Source organism: Erwinia sp. Leaf53 (assembly GCF_001422605.1).
In the GTDB taxonomy this organism is placed as follows: Bacteria; Pseudomonadota; Gammaproteobacteria; order Enterobacterales; family Enterobacteriaceae; genus Erwinia.
Map to the genome: position 1 here is coordinate 477,861 of NZ_LMLK01000001.1, position 18,386 is coordinate 496,246.

At 61.5% G+C, this 18,386-nt stretch carries 16 protein-coding genes; 13 read left to right on the forward strand and 3 right to left on the reverse strand.

The window, feature by feature from the left end:
* Positions 1-37 precede the first annotated feature (37 nt).
* The 3 genes from aas to ASF13_RS02085 all read left to right on the forward strand — a co-directional run bounded on the left by aas (position 38) and on the right by ASF13_RS02085 (position 4,500).
* A complete protein-coding gene (aas, locus tag ASF13_RS02075; RefSeq protein ID WP_056232001.1) occupies positions 38-2,197 on the forward strand; it encodes a bifunctional acyl-ACP--phospholipid O-acyltransferase/long-chain-fatty-acid--ACP ligase in 2,160 nt (719 codons plus the stop codon).
* Positions 2,190-3,395: a lysophospholipid transporter LplT gene (gene lplT / locus ASF13_RS02080; protein ID WP_056232004.1), complete on the forward strand. Its 1,206-nt coding sequence runs from the start codon at positions 2,190-2,192 to the stop codon at positions 3,393-3,395. The genes aas and lplT overlap by 8 nt, the downstream gene beginning before the upstream one ends.
* 247 nt (positions 3,396-3,642) lie before the next feature.
* On the forward strand, positions 3,643-4,500 hold the full coding sequence (locus ASF13_RS02085; RefSeq protein WP_072166256.1) for a DJ-1/PfpI family protein: 858 nt from the start codon (positions 3,643-3,645) through the stop codon (positions 4,498-4,500).
* Positions 4,501-4,532: 32 nt separating this feature from the next.
* Here the strand turns inward: ASF13_RS02085 and ASF13_RS02090 are convergent, their stop codons facing one another.
* The 3 genes from ASF13_RS02090 to mutH all read right to left on the reverse strand — a co-directional run bounded on the left by ASF13_RS02090 (position 4,533) and on the right by mutH (position 6,785).
* Complete coding sequence (locus ASF13_RS02090) at positions 4,533-5,573, reverse strand: NADP(H)-dependent aldo-keto reductase (RefSeq protein ID WP_056232007.1); 1,041 nt, start codon at positions 5,571-5,573, stop codon at positions 4,533-4,535.
* A gap of 178 nt (positions 5,574-5,751) precedes the next feature.
* Positions 5,752-5,967: a YgdI/YgdR family lipoprotein gene (locus ASF13_RS02095; protein WP_056232009.1), complete on the reverse strand. Its 216-nt coding sequence runs from the start codon at positions 5,965-5,967 to the stop codon at positions 5,752-5,754.
* A 134-nt stretch (positions 5,968-6,101) separates the two neighbouring features.
* On the reverse strand, positions 6,102-6,785 hold the full coding sequence (mutH, locus tag ASF13_RS02100) for a DNA mismatch repair endonuclease MutH (protein ID WP_255354401.1): 684 nt from the start codon (positions 6,783-6,785) through the stop codon (positions 6,102-6,104).
* Positions 6,786-7,466: 681 nt separating this feature from the next.
* Between mutH and rppH the strand changes: the two genes are divergently transcribed.
* The 10 genes from rppH (at position 7,467) to recC (ending at position 18,286) form a co-directional block, all read left to right on the forward strand.
* Positions 7,467-7,991 (forward strand): RNA pyrophosphohydrolase, encoded by a 525-nt coding sequence (rppH, locus tag ASF13_RS02105; protein ID WP_056232011.1) that lies wholly within the window; start codon positions 7,467-7,469, stop codon positions 7,989-7,991.
* A gap of 12 nt (positions 7,992-8,003) precedes the next feature.
* Positions 8,004-10,250 (forward strand): phosphoenolpyruvate--protein phosphotransferase, encoded by a 2,247-nt coding sequence (ptsP, locus tag ASF13_RS02110; RefSeq protein ID WP_056232013.1) that lies wholly within the window; start codon positions 8,004-8,006, stop codon positions 10,248-10,250.
* A 141-nt stretch (positions 10,251-10,391) separates the two neighbouring features.
* On the forward strand, positions 10,392-11,270 hold the full coding sequence (gene lgt / locus ASF13_RS02115; protein WP_056232016.1) for a prolipoprotein diacylglyceryl transferase: 879 nt from the start codon (positions 10,392-10,394) through the stop codon (positions 11,268-11,270).
* Positions 11,267-12,061 carry a thymidylate synthase gene (gene thyA / locus ASF13_RS02120; protein ID WP_056232019.1) on the forward strand — a complete coding sequence of 265 codons (795 nt, stop codon included), beginning with the start codon at positions 11,267-11,269 and terminating at the stop codon, positions 12,059-12,061. The genes lgt and thyA overlap by 4 nt, the downstream gene beginning before the upstream one ends.
* Before the next feature lie 293 nt (positions 12,062-12,354).
* The gene (locus tag ASF13_RS02130; RefSeq protein WP_056232350.1) at positions 12,355-12,822 is read left to right on the forward strand and encodes a prepilin peptidase-dependent protein; all 468 of its coding nucleotides are present in this window, start codon (positions 12,355-12,357) and stop codon (positions 12,820-12,822) included.
* Between the two features lie 36 nt (positions 12,823-12,858).
* Positions 12,859-13,056: a hypothetical protein gene (locus tag ASF13_RS02135; protein ID WP_156365540.1), complete on the forward strand. Its 198-nt coding sequence runs from the start codon at positions 12,859-12,861 to the stop codon at positions 13,054-13,056.
* Positions 13,053-13,607, forward strand: a complete 555-nt coding sequence (locus ASF13_RS02140) for a prepilin peptidase-dependent protein (RefSeq protein WP_056232025.1) — start codon at positions 13,053-13,055, stop codon at positions 13,605-13,607. Before ASF13_RS02135 ends, ASF13_RS02140 begins: the two co-directional genes overlap by 4 nt.
* Positions 13,608-13,805: 198 nt before the next feature.
* Positions 13,806-14,360, forward strand: a complete 555-nt coding sequence (locus tag ASF13_RS02145) for a DUF2509 family protein (RefSeq protein ID WP_235514926.1) — start codon at positions 13,806-13,808, stop codon at positions 14,358-14,360.
* Between the two features lie 49 nt (positions 14,361-14,409).
* Entirely contained in the window at positions 14,410-14,814 is a 405-nt protein-coding gene (locus tag ASF13_RS02150) for a prepilin-type N-terminal cleavage/methylation domain-containing protein (protein ID WP_082502260.1), read from the forward strand.
* Between the two features lie 100 nt (positions 14,815-14,914).
* Complete coding sequence (gene recC / locus ASF13_RS02155; protein ID WP_056232028.1) at positions 14,915-18,286, forward strand: exodeoxyribonuclease V subunit gamma; 3,372 nt, start codon at positions 14,915-14,917, stop codon at positions 18,284-18,286.
* Positions 18,287-18,386: the final 100 nt, after the last annotated feature.

Sequence of the window (18,386 nt, forward strand, 5' to 3'; positions counted from 1 at the left end):
ATGGTTACAGCAACTTGTGACCTGCTCAGGAGCTGGCATGTTATTTACTCTGTTCCGCACGCTGTTTCGCGTGCTGTTTCGCACCCGGCTGGCCGGCGATCTCTCCGGCCTGTATAAGAGCAAGGTGCTGATTACCCCTAACCATATGTCGTTTATCGACGGCGTGCTGCTGGCGCTGTTTCTGCCGGTAAAACCGGTGTTTGCCGTCTACTCATCGATCAGCGAACAGTGGTATATGCGCTGGGTCGGCAAGTTTATTGACGTGGTGCCGCTGGATCCGACGCGGCCGATGTCGCTGAAGCAGCTGGTACGGCTGGTTAATGAAGGCCGCCCGGTGGTGATCTTCCCGGAAGGGCGCATCACCGTCACCGGGTCGCTGATGAAGATCTACGACGGTGCCGGTTTCGTTGCCGCCAAATCGCAGGCCGCCGTGGTACCGCTGCGCATTGAAGGCGCGGAGTTCACCCCGTTTGGCCGGCTGGCCGGGGTATTTAAGCGTCGCCTGTTCCCGCGCATTACCCTGACCGTGCTGCCACCAACCACCATCCCGATGCCGGAAGCGCCGAAAGCCCGCGACCGCCGGCGTCTGGCCGGTGAGCACCTGCACCACATCATGATGGAAGCGCGGATGGCGGTGCGCCCGCGTGAGACGCTGTATCAGGCGTTTCTTTCTGCCCGCACCCGCTACGGGCTGTTTAAGCCGTGCATCGAGGACGTCAGTTTCACCCCCGACAGCTACACCGGCCTGCTGAAAAAATCGCTTGGCGTCGGGCGTATCCTCGAACGTTACACTCATCAGGGCGAAGTTATCGGCCTGCTGCTGCCGAACGCCACGGTGACCGCGGCCGCCATTCTCGGTGCCTCAATGCGCGGCCGCGTGCCGGCGATGCTTAACTACACCGCCGGGGTGAAGGGGCTGACCAGCGCGCTGACCGCCTCTGAGGTGAAAACCGTCTTCACCTCGCGCCAGTTCCTCGACAAAGGCAAGCTGTGGCATCTGCCGGAGGGCATTACCGGCGTCAAATGGGTGTTCCTCGAAGATTTGAAGGACACCGTCACCACCGGCGACAAGCTGTGGATCCTCAGCCACCTGCTGCTGCCGTCGCTGGCCGCCGTGCCGCAGCAGCCGGAAGATGCGGCGATGGTGCTGTTTACCTCCGGCTCGGAAGGCCACCCGAAGGGCGTGGTGCATTCACATAAAAGCCTGCTGGCCAACGTTGAGCAGATCCGCACCGTGGCCGACTTTACGCCGCGTGACCGCTTTATGTCGGCGCTGCCGCTGTTCCACGCTTTTGGCCTCACCGTCGGGCTGTTCACCCCGCTGATGACCGGCGCGCAGGTGTTTCTCTACCCCAGCCCGCTGCACTACCGCATCGTACCTGAGCTGGTGTATGACCGTAACTGCACCGTGCTGTTCGGCACCTCGACCTTCCTCGCTAACTATGCCCGCTTTGCCCATCCGTATGACTTTGCCCGCCTGCGCTACGTGGTGGCGGGGGCGGAGAAGCTGCAGCAGGCGACTAAAGACGTCTGGTTTGAGAAGTACGGCATCCGTATTCTTGAGGGTTACGGTGTGACCGAGTGCGCGCCGGTGGTGGCGATCAACGTGCCGATGGCGGCGAAATCGCAAACCGTCGGGCGTATTCTGCCGGGCATGGATTCACGGCTGATAGCGGTACCGGGTATCGAGAACGGCGGTCTGCTGCAGCTGCGCGGCCCGAACATTATGAAGGGCTATCTGCGCGTTGAGCGCCCTGGCGTGCTGGAAGCCCCGGTGGCGGATAACGGCGAAGGGCTGATGGAAGCGGGCTGGTACGACACCGGCGATATCGTCAGCTTCGACGAGGGTGGTTTCTGCCAGATTCAGGGCCGCGTGAAGCGCTTTGCCAAAATCGCCGGCGAAATGGTCTCTCTGGAGAACGTCGAGCAGATTGCGCTGAAGGCCTCGGCGGATAAACAACATGCGGCCACCCAGCGCCCGGACGGCAACCGTGGTGAAGCGCTGGTGCTGTTTACCACCGATGCGGAACTGTCGCGCGATAAACTGCTGCAGGCGGCGCGTGAGCTGGGCAGCCCCGAGCTGGCGGTGCCGCGCGATATCCGCGTGATTAAACAGCTGCCGCTGCTCGGCAGCGGTAAACCGGATTTTGTCACCCTGCGTGAGATGGCAGAAAAGCCGGAGGGCAACGATGAGTAACCTGGCGACGGGCGGCAAGCCGCTGCTGTCGAAGGGGATGATGGCGGTGATCGTCGCCCAGTTCCTGTCGGCGTTTGGTGATAACGCGCTGCTGTTTGCCGCGCTGGCGGTGCTCAAGCAGCTGGTCTATCCCGACTGGAGCCAGCCGGTGCTGCAGATGGTGTTTGTCGCCACCTACATCATTCTCGCGCCGTTCGTCGGCCAGTTTGCCGACGGCTTTGCCAAAGGGCGGGTGATGATGGCAGCCAACGGCCTGAAGCTGCTGGGCGCGATGGTGATCTGCTTCGGCTTTGATCCTTTCCTCGGCTACAGCCTGGTCGGCATCGGCGCGGCGGCCTATTCCCCTGCCAAGTACGGCATCCTCGGTGAACTGACCGACGGGGAAACGCTGGTTAAGGCCAACGGCCTGATGGAGTCCTCGACCATCGCCGCGATCCTGCTCGGTTCGGTAGCCGGCGGCTTCCTCGCCGACTGGAACCTGACCGGCGCGCTGGCGGCCTGCGTGCTGGCCTACGCGCTGGCGGTGGCGGCCAACCTGCTGATCCCGAAACTGCCCGCGGCGCGCGGCGGCCAGTCGTGGCGGCCGGCGGCGATGTCCGCCAGCTTCTTCAACGCCTGCCGCACGCTGTGGCGCAACCCGGAGACCCGTTTCTCGCTGGTCGGCACCAGCATGTTCTGGGGCGCCGGGGTAACGCTGCGCTTCCTGCTGGTGCTGTGGGTGCCGGTGGCGCTGGGCATCAGCGATAACAAAACGCCGACGCTGCTTAACGCGATGGTGGCGATCGGCATCGTCATCGGTGCGATCGCAGCGGCGAAGCTGGTGACGCTGAAAACCGTGGCGCGCTGTATGCCGGCCGGCGTACTGATCGGCGTGGCGGTAGTGGCGTTTGCCCTGCAGCAGCAGGCGATCAACGCTTACCTGCTGCTGGTGGTGATTGGCGTGCTGGGTGGCTTCTTCGTGGTACCGCTTAACGCGCTGCTGCAGATGCGCGGCAAAGAGACGGTGGGAGCAGGTAACGCCATCGCGGTGCAGAACCTCGGTGAGAATATGGCGATGCTGCTGATGCTTGGCCTCTACTCGCTGGCGATCCGCCTCGGTGCGCCACCGGTTGCCACCGGCGTAGGTTTCGGCGCGCTGTTTGCGCTGGCCATCGCCCTGCTGTGGGGCTGGCATCAGGTGCAAAAACGCCGCCGCTGAGAACAACCTAAGTACGGGCCTGCTCGGCCCGTACTCGCTTTACCGGTTTTAAGATCTTTAAGGCCTTTCCCCTCCTGCCTGCGCTTTTCTTTCGGTTACTATTCGACCTCTTCTATGACGCATGACTTGCATACTGCGGCGCATATCGTTCGCGTACCATTGCGTTGCTCATCACCCGTTTCGCCAGCGGCAGTGCTTTTTGCCGGGCGGCGAGCGAACTTTACGACATTCTGAAAGGGAGCCTGAAATGGAAAGAAGGGAATTTATTGCCAAATCCGCACTGTCCCTGGTCGCCGCCAGTCTTGGAGCCGGTGCCACGGGTTCACTGTTTGCTGCCCCCCCGGCGGCCACACCGCAGTACCGGCACGGGCTGAAGCAGGCAACGGGCGACAAAGGTAAAAGGATCAGTCTCGCATTTGTTATTTACCCCGGCATGACCCCGCTGGACATCATCGGCCCGGCGACCATGCTGGGCGGTGAAAATTTCGATATTCACTTTGTCTGGCGCGACCGTAACCCGGTCCACGGCGAAATGGCCCACGTGCAGTTCCTGCCCAGCACCACCTTCCGCGAGCTGAAAAAAGTGGACGTCCTGTGCATCACCGGCACCGGCAACCCCTATGCGCTGCTGAAAGAGCATGAAATGATCGACTGGCTGCATGAGGTGGGCGGCAAAGCGGAATGGATCACCAGCGTCTGTACCGGCTCCATTCTGCTGGGCGCGGCGGGGCTGCTGCAGGGGTATCAGGCCACCACCCACTGGTCAATGATCGACGATCTGAAACCTTTCGGGGCGATCCCGGTCAATGACCGCGTGGTAATTGACCGCAACCGCATTACCGGCGGAGGCGTCACGGCCGGTATCGATTTTGGCCTGACGCTGCAGGCGGAGCTGGCCGGCAAACAGAGCGCCGAGTACGCTCAGCTGATCACCCAGTACGATCCGCATCCGCCGTTCCACAGCGGTACGCCGCAGCAGGCCGCGCCAGAGCTGGTTAAGTCAGTGAAAAAGATGGTCTTTGATATGGTCGAAGCCCGCACCCCGGACTGGCAGCAGCAGATGAAGGCGAGCGTGGCGCGAATGCAGCGTTACAACAAAGCGTAAGAACAGGGCGAGGGAAACCTCGCCCTGAGACATTATGGCGCAGGGTAAGTGAAGCGGCGGTGAATCGCCTCCAGCCCTTCCAGTACGTCCGCGTTCAGCGTGAGGTCGTAGCTGTCGATATTGATCTTCAGCTGCTCAAGCGTTGTCGCACCCAGCAGCGTGCTGGCGACAAACGGCTGCTGACGGACAAACGCCAGCGCCATCTGCGACGGGTCCAGCCCGTGTTTTTTCGCCAGCGCGACGTATTCTGCAATGGCCAGCTGCGACTGCTCGCCGCTGTAGCGGGTAAAGCGGCTGAACAGCGTATTGCGCGCGCCGGCGGGCTGCGCACCGTTGAGGTATTTACCGCTCAGGGTACCAAATGCCAGGCTGGAGTAGGCCAGCAGCTCAACCCCTTCATGATGGCTGATCTCCGCCAGACCCACCTCAAAGCTGCGGTTCAGCAGGCTGTAGGGGTTCTGAATGCTGACGATGCGCGGCAGCTCGTGTTTTTCCGCCAGCTGCAGATAGCGCATCACGCCCCACGGCGTTTCATTGGACACGCCGATGTAGCGGATTTTCCCGGCGCGAACCTGCTCGTTCAGCGCTTCCAGCGTCTCCAGCAGCGTGACCGGCGCGGTGGTATCGGCATATTCATAGTTCAGCTTGCCAAAGAAGTTGGTCTGGCGCTGCGGCCAGTGCAGCTGATAAAGATCGAGATAGTCGGTATTCAGCCGTTTCAGGCTGGCATCCAGCGCGGCACGGATGTTTTTACGGTCCAGTACCTGCCCCGGGCGGATAGAGGCGTCCGCACCGCGCACCGGTCCGGCAACTTTCGAGGCCAGCACCACCTTGTCACGGTTACCGCGCGCCTTCAGCCAGCTGCCAATATAACTCTCGGTCAGGCCCTGAGTTTCCGGGCGCGGCGGCACCGGATACATTTCGGCGGTATCAATCAGGTTGATGCCGCGGCTCAGGGCGTAATCCAGCTGGGCATGCGCGTCGGCTTCGCTGTTCTGCTCGCCAAAGGTCATGGTTCCCAGGCCCAGTGAGCTGATTTCAAGGGTGCTGTGGGGGATACGGTGATAATGCATTTCCGGCTTCCTTTTCATTTTTGAAGGTCAGGGAATACTCCTGCATCGTTCACTGGCTGACGGTGCCAGATCCCGGTTTTCGACTATAACCGCGGCGGGGCAGTGGGGGAAGTGAGGAATTGTGCAGAGCGATGAACAACTGCCTGAATACGGGCGCATCCAGGCAACAGCCGCCAGATTAGCGCTCAACGATGCTGGAAACCTCGTCGCCGTTAATCTGCTTCTCATGACCGGACTCGTCGGTGTACTGCACCAGCCCGGTCTCTTTATCAATTTGCGGCTTACCGTCGGTCATAATCATCTGCCCGTCTTTGGTCGCCATTACATAGCTGCTGCTGCAGCCGCTCAACAGCATCGCTATGCCGATCGCCGCTGCGCCAGTCATCAACTTCATGGTTATCTCCCCTGTGATTCGTTTACGCTTAAGAGTGTAGTAATAAACGAAATATTCCGTGGTGATAATCACATCAGTCTGAAAGTCCGGCGTTAAGGCCGGAAAACTTGACATCGCCGGCCACCGCCGGCGGCTCAGAGTAAAAAGTGCCGCGCCAGCAGCGCACCGGTAAAGGATTTTTTCAGATAGAAGCCGCGCGGCAGGGTCATAATCGGCTGCCCCTCGCGGCCAATCCCCTCGGTCAACGCTCTGCTGTTGGCCGCTTTAGGGCGAATTTGCAGCACGTCGCCGTGGCGTGCGGTGATCTGCTCCACCTGGCCGAGCACGATCATATCCATCAGCTCTTCCCAGTCGCGGCGCAGCTGCCGCTCCTCCTCCGCGTTGGGGCTCCACAGCAGCGCGGCCCCGACGTGGCGGTCAGGCAGCGCAATGGCCCGATCGCCCTCCACCGGCACCCACAGCACCCGGCTCAGCTTATGGCGGACGTGGCTGGTGAGCCAGGTCACGCCGCTGTTGCCGGTCAGCGGCGCCACGCAGACAAAGGTGGTTTCCAGCGGGCGGCCCGCCGCGTCGATCGGAATGGTTTTCAGCTCAACGCCAATGGCGGCGAAATCCTGCTCCGGCTTGCTGCCCGCGCTGGCCCCCAGGCAGCGTTCCAGCAGCATACCCACCCAGCCTTTATCGCGCTTCAGATCGCGCGGGATAGCTAAACCACAGGCGTGCGCCAGTTCACCGAGGGTGTACCCCGCTAGGCCTCGGGCGCGGGCCATCAGCTCATCTTCATGGCGTGGCGGCGGCAGAAAATCGTTATCGCTCAATCTGCTCTCCGGTGGTTAAAAAAAGTACAGCAAACGACAGCATCACGGCGTGCGGTTATTCAGTGGGGGAAAAAAACAATAATAGCATGATAAATCGTGTTTTTTTATCGCCCGACTGCCGCCGTCGGTCAGGGCTCAGTAAGGTTTAACTTTTCTGGTCACCGGCAATGAACAGGATCTTCCGGGTAGTTATCCACAGAAAAGTGGGATAAGTGGTCCGTGAAGATAATACTGTTTCCATTTACAGCCTTGACGCAGGGTTTTTTTGCCCATTTAGCCTGCGTCGTGGGCAAGTAATCAACATATTCTGTGGATAACGTCATATGTGCGCGAAAAATCACCAGTCCGCGGATCGCTGGATATGACAGCAGAATGACATGGACAGGAAAAGGGCGCTACACCGCTAAATACCGCTGATTAATATAAGATTATTCCTTGATGCTGGCAGGTCTTGTTTAGCGACTATAAAAGTTTTCCCCACTTCTTCAGCGAGTTCTGCACAAAGCTATCCACAGAAAACGTGAATAAGATCGCCTTTTTCCCCCGCTTTCTGTTTATAACTTGCCTGTTAATGAAGAGTTATCCCACTCCGGACCAGGCACATGCTGTTAAAGCAGTGGTTTACCGTCTGTAAGGAGTGTGAAACAATCAGAACATCCAGTTTTAGTTTGAGGTAGTCCGGTGATCGATGATGATGGCTACCGCCCGAATGTTGGTATCGTAATTTGTAACAGGCAGGGACAGGTGCTGTGGGCCAGACGTTTTGGTCAGCACTCCTGGCAGTTTCCCCAGGGGGGCATCAACCCAGGGGAGACCGCGGAACAGGCAATGTACCGCGAGCTTTTCGAGGAAGTCGGTTTACACCGTAAGGATGTGCGCATTCTGGCCTCCACCCGAAACTGGTTACGATATAAGTTGCCTAAACGTTTGGTGCGTTGGGACACAAAGCCGGTTTGTATCGGCCAAAAACAGAAATGGTTTCTCCTGCAGCTGTTGTGCAACGACGCGGATATCAACATGCAAACCAGCAGCACGCCGGAATTTGACGGCTGGCGGTGGGTCAGCTTCTGGTATCCGGTACGCCAGGTGGTCTCCTTCAAGCGCGACGTCTATCGTCGGGTGATGAAAGAGTTTGCCAGCGTGGTGATGCCCCTGCAGGAAAATACCGCACCACGAAACACGCCCTTTCGACGGAAGAGAGGTTAAGCCACACCGATCATGCTCACACAGCTGCGCGAAATAGTTGAGAAAGTGGCAGCAGCGCCTCGTCTTACCGAGGCGCTGGATATTCTGGTTAATGAGATATGTCTGGCGATGGAAACCGAGGTCTGCTCGGTTTACCTCGCCGATAACGATCGTCGCTGCTACTACCTGATGGCTACGCGTGGGCTAAAAAAGCCGCGTGGGCGCACGGTCGCCCTGGCATTTGATGAAGGCATTGTCGGCCTGGTCGGTCGCCTTGCTGAGCCGATCAACCTTGCCGATGCGCAGAAACACCCCAGCTTTAAATATATCCCCTCGGTCAAAGAGGAGCAGTTTCGCTCGTTCCTCGGCGTACCGATCATCAGCCGTCGCCAGCTGCTGGGCGTGCTGGTGGTGCAGCAGCGCGAACATCGCCTGTTTGACGAAAGCGAAGAGTCCTTCCTGGTCACGCTGGCGACGCAGCTGGCGGCGATCCTGTCGCAGTCCCAGCTTAACGCGCTGTTCGGCCAGTACCGGCAAACCCGCATTCAGGCGATTGCCGCCGCGTCCGGTGTGGCGGTGGCGGAGGGTTGGGTAGACTCTTCACAGCCGTCGCTGGAAAACGTCTCGGCGGCCTCAACGCTCGATTCAGTGCGCGAACGCGAACGGCTGGCGCTGGCGATGGCGGAAGCCTCGGCGGAGTTTCGCCGTTACAGCAAGCGCTTCACCGCCAGCCTGCACAAAGAGAGCGCGGCAATCTTCGATCTCTACTCGCACCTGCTCAGCGATGCGCGGCTGAAGAAAGACCTGCTGGCGGAGATTGAGGCCGGCTCGGTGGCGGAGTGGGCGGTTAAAAAGGTCATTGAGAAGTTTGCCGCCCAGTTTGCCAGCCTGCAGGACAGCTATCTGCGCGAGCGCGCGGGCGACCTGCGGGTGCTTGGCCAGCGCCTGCTGTTCCACCTTGACGACACCATTCAGGGCACCAACACCTGGCCGGAACGCTTCGTGCTGGTGGCCGATGAGCTGACGGCCACCACGCTGGCCGAGCTGCCGCGTGAACGGCTGGCCGGGGTGGTGGTGCGTGACGGTGCCGCCAACTCCCATGCGGCGATTATGGTGCGCGCGCTGGGTATTCCGACGGTGATGGGGGCCGATATTCAGCCGGAGCTGCTGAAGGGCCACCTGCTGATCGTCGACGGCTATCGCGGCGAGCTGCTGGTGGACCCGGAAGCGGTGCTGGTCAACGAATATCAGCGGCTGATCAGCGCGGAGAACGAACTGAGCCAGCTGGCCGAAGGGCTGGTTGAGCAGCCGGGGCAGCTGAAAAGCGGCCAGACGGTAAAAGTAATGCTCAATGCCGGCTTAAGCGCCGAGCATGAAAAAACCCAGGGCAGCAGGGTCGACGGCGTCGGCCTGTACCGTACCGAAATCCCGTTTATGCTGCAGAGCGGCTTCCCGTCGGAAGAGGAGCAGGTGGCGCAGTATCAGGGCATGCTGCAGCTGTTCCTCGATAAACCGGTGACGCTGCGCACGCTGGACGTCGGCGCGGACAAGCAGCTGCCCTATATGCCCATCAGCGAAGAGAACCCGGCGCTGGGCTGGCGCGGCATCCGCCTGACCCTTGACCAGCCGGAGATTTTCCTCGTGCAGCTGCGCGCGATGCTGCGCGCCAACGTGGCCAGCAACAACCTCAGCATCCTGCTGCCGATGATCACCAGCATTGATGAGATCGACGAGGCGCAACGGCTGATCGACCGCGCCAGTCAGGAAGTGAGCGAGATGCTCGGTTACGCTATTCCGCTGCCCCGGCTGGGGGTGATGATTGAAGTGCCGTCGATGATCTTTATGATCCCGCACCTGCGCGGGCGCATCGATTTTATCTCGGTCGGCACCAACGACCTGACCCAGTACCTGCTGGCGGTGGATCGCAACAACACCCGGGTGGCGTCAATCTACGACAGCCTGCACCCGGCGCTGCTGCGGGCGTTACAGACCATCGCCGATGAGGCAGAACGGGCCGGTATTGAGCTGTGCCTGTGCGGTGAAATGGCCGGCGACCCGATGAGCGTGGTGATGCTGGTGGGCATGGGCTATCACCACCTGAGCATGAACGGCCGCAACGTGGCGCGGGTCAAATATCTGCTGCGCCATATTGAGCTGGAAGAGGCGCAGGCGCTGGCCCGCACCGGCCTGGCCGCGATGCACACCCGCGAGGTGCGCAGCGAAGTGGCGGCGTTTATGGAGCAGAAAGGGCTGGGCGGCCTGATCCGCGGCGGGCGCTGAACGGGTTCCTCAGGCAACTTCTCTCTTAACAAAGTTTACACTCGGGCGGGACCGCGAAAATTCCCGCTATGCTATGATGCGCGACTTATGCAGCCGACGATTGCGGCTGCCTGTCAGGATTGACTCAACTAATGGTGAAAGATGAATAACGGCTATCTGGCTTTCCCCCAATTCGACCCGGTGATCTTCTCCATCGGGCCGGTTTCGCTGCACTGGTACGGGCTGATGTATCTGGTGGGTTTCGTGTTCGCCATGTGGCTGGCGGTGCGCCGCGCCAATAAGCCGGGCAGCGGCTGGAAAAAAGAAGAGGTTGAAAACCTGCTGTACGCTGGTTTCCTCGGCGTGTTCCTCGGCGGACGTATCGGTTATGTGTTCTTCTATAACCTGCCTTTGTTCCTCGAAAATCCGCTCTACCTGTTCAAAGTGTGGGACGGTGGTATGTCGTTCCACGGCGGCCTGATCGGCGTGATCGTGGTGATGATGATCTTTGCCCACCGCACCAAACGTCACTTCTTCCAGGTGGCTGACTTTATGGCGCCGCTGATCCCGTTTGGGCTGGGTGCCGGACGCCTTGGCAACTTTATCAACGGCGAGCTGTGGGGCCGCGTCGATCCGAACCTGCCGTGGGCAATGCTGTTCCCCGGCTCGCGCAGCGAAGATATTGCGCTGGTGGCCAGCCATCCGGAATGGCAGTCGCTGCTCTCGACCTACGGCGTGCTGCCGCGCCACCCTTCGCAGCTGTATGAGCTGATTCTGGAAGGGGTGGTTCTGTTTATCATCCTCAACCTGTTTATTCGTAAGTCACGCCCGATGGGCGCGGTCTCTGGCCTGTTCCTGATCGGCTATGGCGCTTTCCGTATTATCGTAGAGTTCTTCCGCCAGCCGGACCAGCAGCTTGGCCTGTTCAGCGGCATCAGCATGGGGCAGATCCTCTCCGTGCCGATGATTCTGGCAGGTGTGATTATGATTATCTGGGCGTACCGTCGTCGCCCGCAGCCCAAAATTCGTGAGGAAAAATGAAACAGTATCTGGCGTTAATGCAGCACGTGCTTGACCACGGCACACCGAAAAACGATCGCACCGGCACCGGTACGCTGTCGGTTTTCGGCCACCAGATGCGTTTCAATTTGCAGGAAGGGTTTCCGCTGGTCACCACCAAGAAGTGCCATCTGCGCTCGATTATTCATGAGCTGCTGTGGTTCCTCAACGGCGATACCAATATCGCCTACCTGAAAGAGAACAAGGTCTCGATCTGGGATGAGTGGGCGGATGAAAACGGCGACCTCGGGCCGGTGTACGGCAAGCAGTGGCGCAGCTGGGGCGCGCCGGACGGCCGCCAGATCGACCAGCTGACGAAGGTGGTTGAGCAGCTGAAATCTGACCCGGACTCGCGGCGCATTATCGTCTCCGCCTGGAACGTCGGCGAACTGGACGAGATGGCGCTGGCCCCGTGCCACGCCTTTTTCCAGTTCTACGTAGCGGATGGTAAACTCTCCTGCCAGCTGTACCAGCGCTCCTGCGATATCTTCCTCGGCCTGCCGTTCAATATCGCCAGCTATGCGCTGCTGGTGCATATGATGGCGCAGCAGTGCGATCTGCAGGTGGGCGACTTTGTCTGGACCGGTGGCGATACTCACCTCTACAGCAACCATCTGGAACAGACGCGTCTGCAGCTGACCCGTGAACCGCGCACGCTGCCGCAGCTGATCATCAAGCGTAAACCGGACTCGCTGTTCGACTACTGCTTCGACGATTTTGAGATTGAAGGTTACGACCCGCATCCGGCGATTAAAGCCCCGGTGGCGATCTGACCCTGTTGCCCGGCGTGCTGCTTTACCGCAGCCCGCCGGGCACGCCTTCCTGCCTGACTTCACCAACCTCACCAACCTCACCAACCTCACCAACCTCACCAACCTCACCAACCTCACCAACCTCACCAACYTCACYAACYTCACYAACYTCACACTTCACTAACTTCACYAACTTCTGCACTTCGCCGCAATAATCAGGCGCGTTGCTGCAACTCTTTATCTTCCGCTGAACAGCCCCCGCAACGATGGCTTTTGCCGCTGGCATCCGCTGCCGGCAGGCGCAAACTGGCGTGATGAAAATCCTGACCGAACGTGGTTTTACCCTGCTGGAGATGATGCTGGTGCTGGCGATGGTGGCCGCGCTGAGCAGCTCGGGCTGGCACGGCTGGCAGCGCTGGCAGCAGCGTCAGCGGCTGGACGAAAGCGCCGCGCAGATCCGCCAGCTGCTGCTGCGCCTGCGCAGCGACGCCAACTGGCATAACGCCGAACGGCTGCTGTGGCTGAAGCCAGGCGCGCGCTGGTGCTTCGGCGGCGGCCCCGCCGTTGAGCGCTGTCGGCCGTCGTCACCGTGGCAGCTGTCGGCCCCCTGGCCGGAAGTGCGGCTGCGTGAACTCAGCGACGGCATGGGTTTCTACGGTAAAAACAACACCGCCTTCCCCGGCCATGTGCTGATTGCCAGCCCGGCAGGGGAGCGGCGCATTATCGTCTCCGCCCGCGGCCGGGTGCGCATCTGCGCGCAGTCCGAAGAGCGCTGCCGGTGACGGGGCAGACGGGTGCTCAGGTTCATGGACGGGCGCATGCTCTGCTTCATGGACAGAAGCAGGTTCATGGACGGATACAGGTTCATGGACAAAGGCGGGTTCATGGACAGCTACGGGTTCATGGACAAAGGCGGGTTCATGGACAGCTACGGGTTCATGGACAAAGGCGGGTTCATGGACGGAACCAGGTTCAGTTACTCAGGCATGACGGGCGGCGTCAGAGGGCGCCAGTGAAAAAGCAGCGGGCGCAGGGGTTTACTTTGCTGGAGGTGTTAATCGCTCTGGCAGTAGGCAGCGTGCTGATGCTCGGCGCCACGCGCACGCTGCCGCTGCTGGTGCAGCATACTCAGCGGCTGCTGATGCAGGCTCAGCTGCAGGAGGAGCTGCAGCAGATCGCCTGGCGGCTGGAGAAAGCCCTGCGGCGTGCCGGCTACTGTAACGGGCACTGTTCCGGCCCGGCTCTGAGCATTCGCCCGCCGCCGTCCGCCTGCCTGCTGCTGCGCTGGGATGAGAACAGTAACGGCAGGTGGGAGGGCGTCGGGCGGGACAACAGCGAGTTCTGGGGCTACCGGCTGCGCGCGGGCAATCTGGAAATGCAGCGCGGAGTGGCGAGCTGCGAGGGGCCTGGCTGGGAAAAACTGAACGACCCTCGCCAGATCGCTATCAGCCAGTTCACGATCGCGCGGCACGCGCATCAGCTCAGGCTGGTACTCAGCGCCTTCGCGGTGGCGTGGCCTGCCGTAACCTTGACGCTGGAGCAGCAGGTGAATGCGGAGAATTTGTAAAAATAACCGAGTTTGACAGGGGACTTTCTGCGATGAAGGGGACTGTCTTCCTCAAGGGTACGGCGGATCGGGAGTCACTGACGCGGGGCAGGGAGGCATCAATAACGAGTAACGGATGACGGTGGTGAGGCCGCTATGAAGCGTACAGACGGCGTAGTGAGGGGCGTCATGATGGCAACAAAAGAGGCTAGCGTCGCTATGATGGCAACGAACGAGGCTAACGTCGCCATGAGCAACGGCGGTGAACCTGGCTGGCGTCGTGGCGAAGCCGCTGCCACGAACGGTAGCGAGACGAGGGCGATCGGCCAGCAGCGTGGCGGCGGTACGTTGCTGATGGTGGTCATTCTTCTGATGATGGGCAGCCTGCTGCTGCATGCCACCCGCCGCCAGCTCAGCGATAACCTGAGCCTGGTGGCGGGCGAAGGGCGCTATTACCGGGAGTCTGCCGCTGCTGCCTCCGCGCTGGCGTGGGGTGAGCGTCTCAACTGGCCGCAAACCGGGGGCTGGCAGTGCCAGCGGCTACAGCCGCAGGGCTGGCGCGCGTGCCTGCGCAGCGGCGAGACGCGCGCTGATAATAACGCTGAGCCACGCAGCTTACTGTACGCCGACAGCGGTGAAAGAACGCTGGCATTATGGCGCTGGCTGGGCGGAACGGCACCACGCCTGCACCCTTTAGCCCATGGCTGGCTGGATTTTTGCCCGTTGAAAGAGAGTGGCGCCTGCCAGATACCGGCCGCGGCAGCAGGGCCTTAATATGAAACTGAAGCCTGTCATATGCAGACCACAGCAATATAGCCTGAGAATGCAGCCAGACTCTGACCTGCGCCGCGCGCATCAGCAGGGGGGCAGGCTTATACCGGAACCTGCCTCAGACCGGCCTGACCAGCAGGGTTTTAGCCTGATTGAAACATTAGTGGCGCTGCTGCTGTTTAGCCTCAGTTTCAGCGCGCTGATGCAGTATCAGCTGGCGCTGGCCGACGGGTTCCAGCGCCAGTGGCAGCAGCGCAGCGCCTGGCGCAACGCCCATCAGCTGCTGCTGGGCCAGGCTGTACCGGGCGGCTGGCAGGGGCAGCGCCTGCAGCAGCCGGGGCCGGCGGGTTGCCAGCTGCTGACGGCGCGGGTGGTCAGCCCGGCCGGGCGGCGCGCGGAGCTGACGCAGCTGCGCTGCGCTGAGTCGCCGGGCTTCGGTTCACCCCCTGGTGGGTGAACCGGCACACCAGGCTCGCGTTGTGACATGTTCATCGCCGGCCGGACGGGGTAAAGTAGTTCCCCGGAAAAATGAAACGTCTTATAAGGGACCGTTGGTTATGTTTACCGTTTACCACTCCAATCAGCTGGACATACTGAAAACGCTGGCGTCATGGCAGATCGAAAACCAGCCGCTGCAGGATCCGCTGCGCCCGGAGGTGGTACTGGTACAGAGCCCCGGCATGGCGCAGTGGCTGCAGATGTCGCTGGCCGACGAGTTCGGCATTGCCGCCAACATTGATTTTCCGCTGCCCGCCAGCTTTATCTGGGACATGTTCGTAAGCGTGCTGCCGGGGATCCCGAAAGAGAGCGCCTTCAACAAGTCCAGCATGAGCTGGAAGCTGATGGCGATCCTGCCCGCAATGCTCGCGGACGACGCCTTTACCCCGCTGCGTCACTACCTGAGCGACGACGACGACAAGCGCAAGCTGTTCCAGCTGGCGACTAAGGTCGCCGACCTGTTTGACCAGTATCTGGTCTACCGACCGCAGTGGCTGAATCAGTGGCAGCAGGGGCAGTTAGTCGAGGGGCTGGCGGAGGCGCAGGCCTGGCAGGCGCCGCTGTGGGCGGCGCTGGTGGAGTACACCCACCAGCTGGGCCAGCCGGAATGGCACCGTGCCAACCTCTATCAGCGCTTTATTCACGCTCTGGAAAAAAGCACCACCCGTCCGGCCAACCTGCCGGATCGGGTGTTTATCTGCGGTATTTCAGCGCTGCCGCCGGTCTATCTGCAGGCGCTGCAGGCGCTGGGCCGCCACATTGATATTCACCTGCTGTTTACCAACCCCTGCCGCCACTACTGGGGCGATATTCAGGACTACGCCTTCCTGGCGAAGCTGCAGAACCGCCATCGCAAACACTATCAGCATCAGCATGACGTGCCGCAGTTCCTCGATGGCGGCAGCGCCGCGACGCTGTTTAACCCGGCGGGTGAGCAGCAGCTGAGTAACCCGTTGCTGGCCTCGTGGGGCAAGCTGGGGCGCGATAACCTCTATCTGCTGGCGCAGATGGAGCCGAACGAAGTGGTGGCCTTCGTCGATATCGATCCGACCAACCTGCTGCAGACCATCAAGCGCGACCTGCTGGAGCTGGAAGATAACGCCGTGCTCGGGCTGGCCGCCGGGGAGTGGAACAGCAGCCGTGAAAAGCGCGTGCTGGCCGAAGAGGACCGCTCGATCGTTATTCACCAGTGCCACAGCGCCCAGCGCGAGGTCGAGGTGCTGCAGGACCGGCTGCTGGCGCTGATGGCGGAAGATGCCAGCCTGACGCCGCGCGACATTATCGTGATGGTAGCGGACATCGACGCCTACACGCCGTTTATTCAGGCGGTGTTTGGCAACGCGCCGCCGGAGCGCCAGCTGCCGTTTGCCATCTCCGACCGCCGCGCCAGCCAGGCGCACCCGGCGCTGCAGGCCTATCTGGCGTTGCTCAACCTGCCGGAAAGCCGGTTTACCGCCGAAGAGGTGCTGGCATTGCTGGAGGTACCGGCGGTGGCAGGGCGTTTCGCGGTAGATGAAGAGGGCCTGCGCCTGCTGCGTCACTGGGTGGCCGAGTCCGGCATCCGCTGGGGGCTGGATGATGACAGCGTACGCGAGCTGGATCTGCCCGCCACCGGCCAGCACACCTGGCACTTTGGCCTGACCCGCATGCTGCTGGGCTATGCGATGAACAGCGACGCGGGCGACTGGCAGGGGATCCTGCCTTACGATGAGTCGAGCGGGCTGATCGCCGAGCTGGCGGGTAACCTCGCTGGCCTGCTGATGCAGCTGAACCGCTGGCGACAGTGGCTGAGCGAGGCGCGCGGGCTGGACGCCTGGCTGCCGCTGTGCCGCCAGATGCTGGATGATTTCTTTGTGCGGGATGCCGATACGGAAGCGGCGCTGACGCTGATCGAGGAGCAGTGGCAGCAGGCGGTGCAGTACGGCCTGGAGGCCCGGTTTGATCAGGCGGTGCCGCTGGCGCTGCTGCGCGATGAGCTGACCTCGCGGCTCGACCAGCAGCGCATCAGCCAGCGCTTCCTCGCCGGCCCGGTCAACTTCTGCACCCTGATGCCGATGCGCTCCATTCCCTTCCGCGTGGTCTGCCTGCTGGGGATGAACGACGGGGTTTATCCGCGCACCCTGCCGCCGCTCGGCTTTGACCTGATGAGCCAGCAGGGCCAAAAGGGCGACCGCAGCCGCCGTGACGATGACCGCTACCTGTTCCTGGAGGCGCTCAACTCGGCACAGCAGCAGCTCTATATCAGCTATATCGCCCGCTCGATTCAGGATAATACGGAACGATATCCTTCGGTGCTGGTCAGTGAACTGGTGGAGTACATCAGCCAGAGCTTCTGCCTGGCGGCGGACCGCGATCGCGACGTCGACAGCAGCGCGCAGGCGGTGGTTGAACACCTGCAGCATCTGCACAGCCGGATGCCGTTTGCGGCGGAAAATTTCAGCGAACGGTCGGAGTTTACCAGCTACGCCGCCGAGTGGCTGCCCGCCGCCAGCGCGGCCGGCAGCGCGCATCCGCCGTTTATGCAGGCGCTGGAGCCGCTGGAGGAAAATACGCTGAGCTTTGAACGGCTGGTGCGTTTCTGGCGGCATCCGGTGCGGGCGTTTTTCAGCCTGCGGCTGGGCGTCAGCTTCCAGCTGGAGGAGAGCGGCCTGCCGGACGCCGAACCGTTCGCGCTGGACGGGCTGAGCCGTTATCAGCTTAACAGCCAGCTGCTGAACAGCCTTATAGACGGCGGCGACGGCCAGCAGCTCTACCGTCGTCAGCGGGCGGCGGGCGCGCTGCCCTACGGGGCGTTCGGTGAGCTGTTGTGGCAGGAGCAGCAGCAGGAGATGAGCGATCTGGCCGCCCGGGTAAAGGATCTGCGCGCCGGGGCGGAGAACCGCGAGATCCTGCTGGAGTGCGGCGGCGTGGCGCTGACCGGCTGGCTGACCCAGGTGCAGGACAGTGGCCTGCTGCGCTGGCGGCCCGGTGTGCTCAACTACACCGACGGCCTGACGCTGTGGCTGGAACATCTGGTCTACTGCGCCAGCGGCGGCAGCGGCAGCAGCCGCATGCTTGGCCGGCTGGAGAGCGAATGGCACTTCCCGGCGATGGCGGCAGAGCAGGCGCAGCAGCAGCTGGCGGGTTATATCGCGGGTTATCAGCAGGGGCTGTGCCTGCCGCTGCTGCTGACCCGCAGCGGCGCGGCCTGGCTGGAGGCCAGCTATGACGGCAACAGCGGCACGCTGCTGCGCGATGAGGCCACGCAGAAGAAAGCCCAGGCGAAGCTGCTGGCCGCCTGGCAGGGCAATTATCAGATAGAGGGCGAGGGCAGCGACCCCTCACTGCAGCGGCTGATCCGTCAACTGGATGACGAGGCCGTGCAGCAGTTCACCGCCGCGGCCGAACGGTGGCTGCTGCCGATGCGTCAGTGGCACCAGCCGCAGCAGTAACCGTTATGCGGCGCAGAACCGGCAGGACGTGAGAGTAAAGTTTCAGGGACAAGCAGGAGACTATCCTGTAGTGTTATTTTATAACGTTATTAGTAGCATG

Bases quoted from the DNA above. Each gene is read 5' to 3' on its own strand.
- aas (WP_056232001.1), top strand. From the start codon at position 38: ATGTTATTTACTCTGTTCCGCACGCTGTTTCGCGTGCTGTTTCGCACC.
- lplT (WP_056232004.1), top strand. From the start codon at position 2,190: ATGAGTAACCTGGCGACGGGCGGCAAGCCGCTGCTGTCGAAGGGGATG.
- ASF13_RS02085 (WP_072166256.1), top strand. From the start codon at position 3,643: ATGGAAAGAAGGGAATTTATTGCCAAATCCGCACTGTCCCTGGTCGCC.
- ASF13_RS02090 (WP_056232007.1), bottom strand. From the start codon at position 5,573: ATGCATTATCACCGTATCCCCCACAGCACCCTTGAAATCAGCTCACTG.
- ASF13_RS02095 (WP_056232009.1), bottom strand. From the start codon at position 5,967: ATGAAGTTGATGACTGGCGCAGCGGCGATCGGCATAGCGATGCTGTTG.
- ptsP (WP_056232013.1), top strand. From the start codon at position 8,004: ATGCTCACACAGCTGCGCGAAATAGTTGAGAAAGTGGCAGCAGCGCCT.
- lgt (WP_056232016.1), top strand. From the start codon at position 10,392: ATGAATAACGGCTATCTGGCTTTCCCCCAATTCGACCCGGTGATCTTC.
- thyA (WP_056232019.1), top strand. From the start codon at position 11,267: ATGAAACAGTATCTGGCGTTAATGCAGCACGTGCTTGACCACGGCACA.
- ASF13_RS02130 (WP_056232350.1), top strand. From the start codon at position 12,355: ATGAAAATCCTGACCGAACGTGGTTTTACCCTGCTGGAGATGATGCTG.
- ASF13_RS02135 (WP_156365540.1), top strand. From the start codon at position 12,859: ATGCTCTGCTTCATGGACAGAAGCAGGTTCATGGACGGATACAGGTTC.
- ASF13_RS02145 (WP_235514926.1), top strand. From the start codon at position 13,806: ATGATGGCAACGAACGAGGCTAACGTCGCCATGAGCAACGGCGGTGAA.
- ASF13_RS02150 (WP_082502260.1), top strand. From the start codon at position 14,410: ATGCAGCCAGACTCTGACCTGCGCCGCGCGCATCAGCAGGGGGGCAGG.
- recC (WP_056232028.1), top strand. From the start codon at position 14,915: ATGTTTACCGTTTACCACTCCAATCAGCTGGACATACTGAAAACGCTG.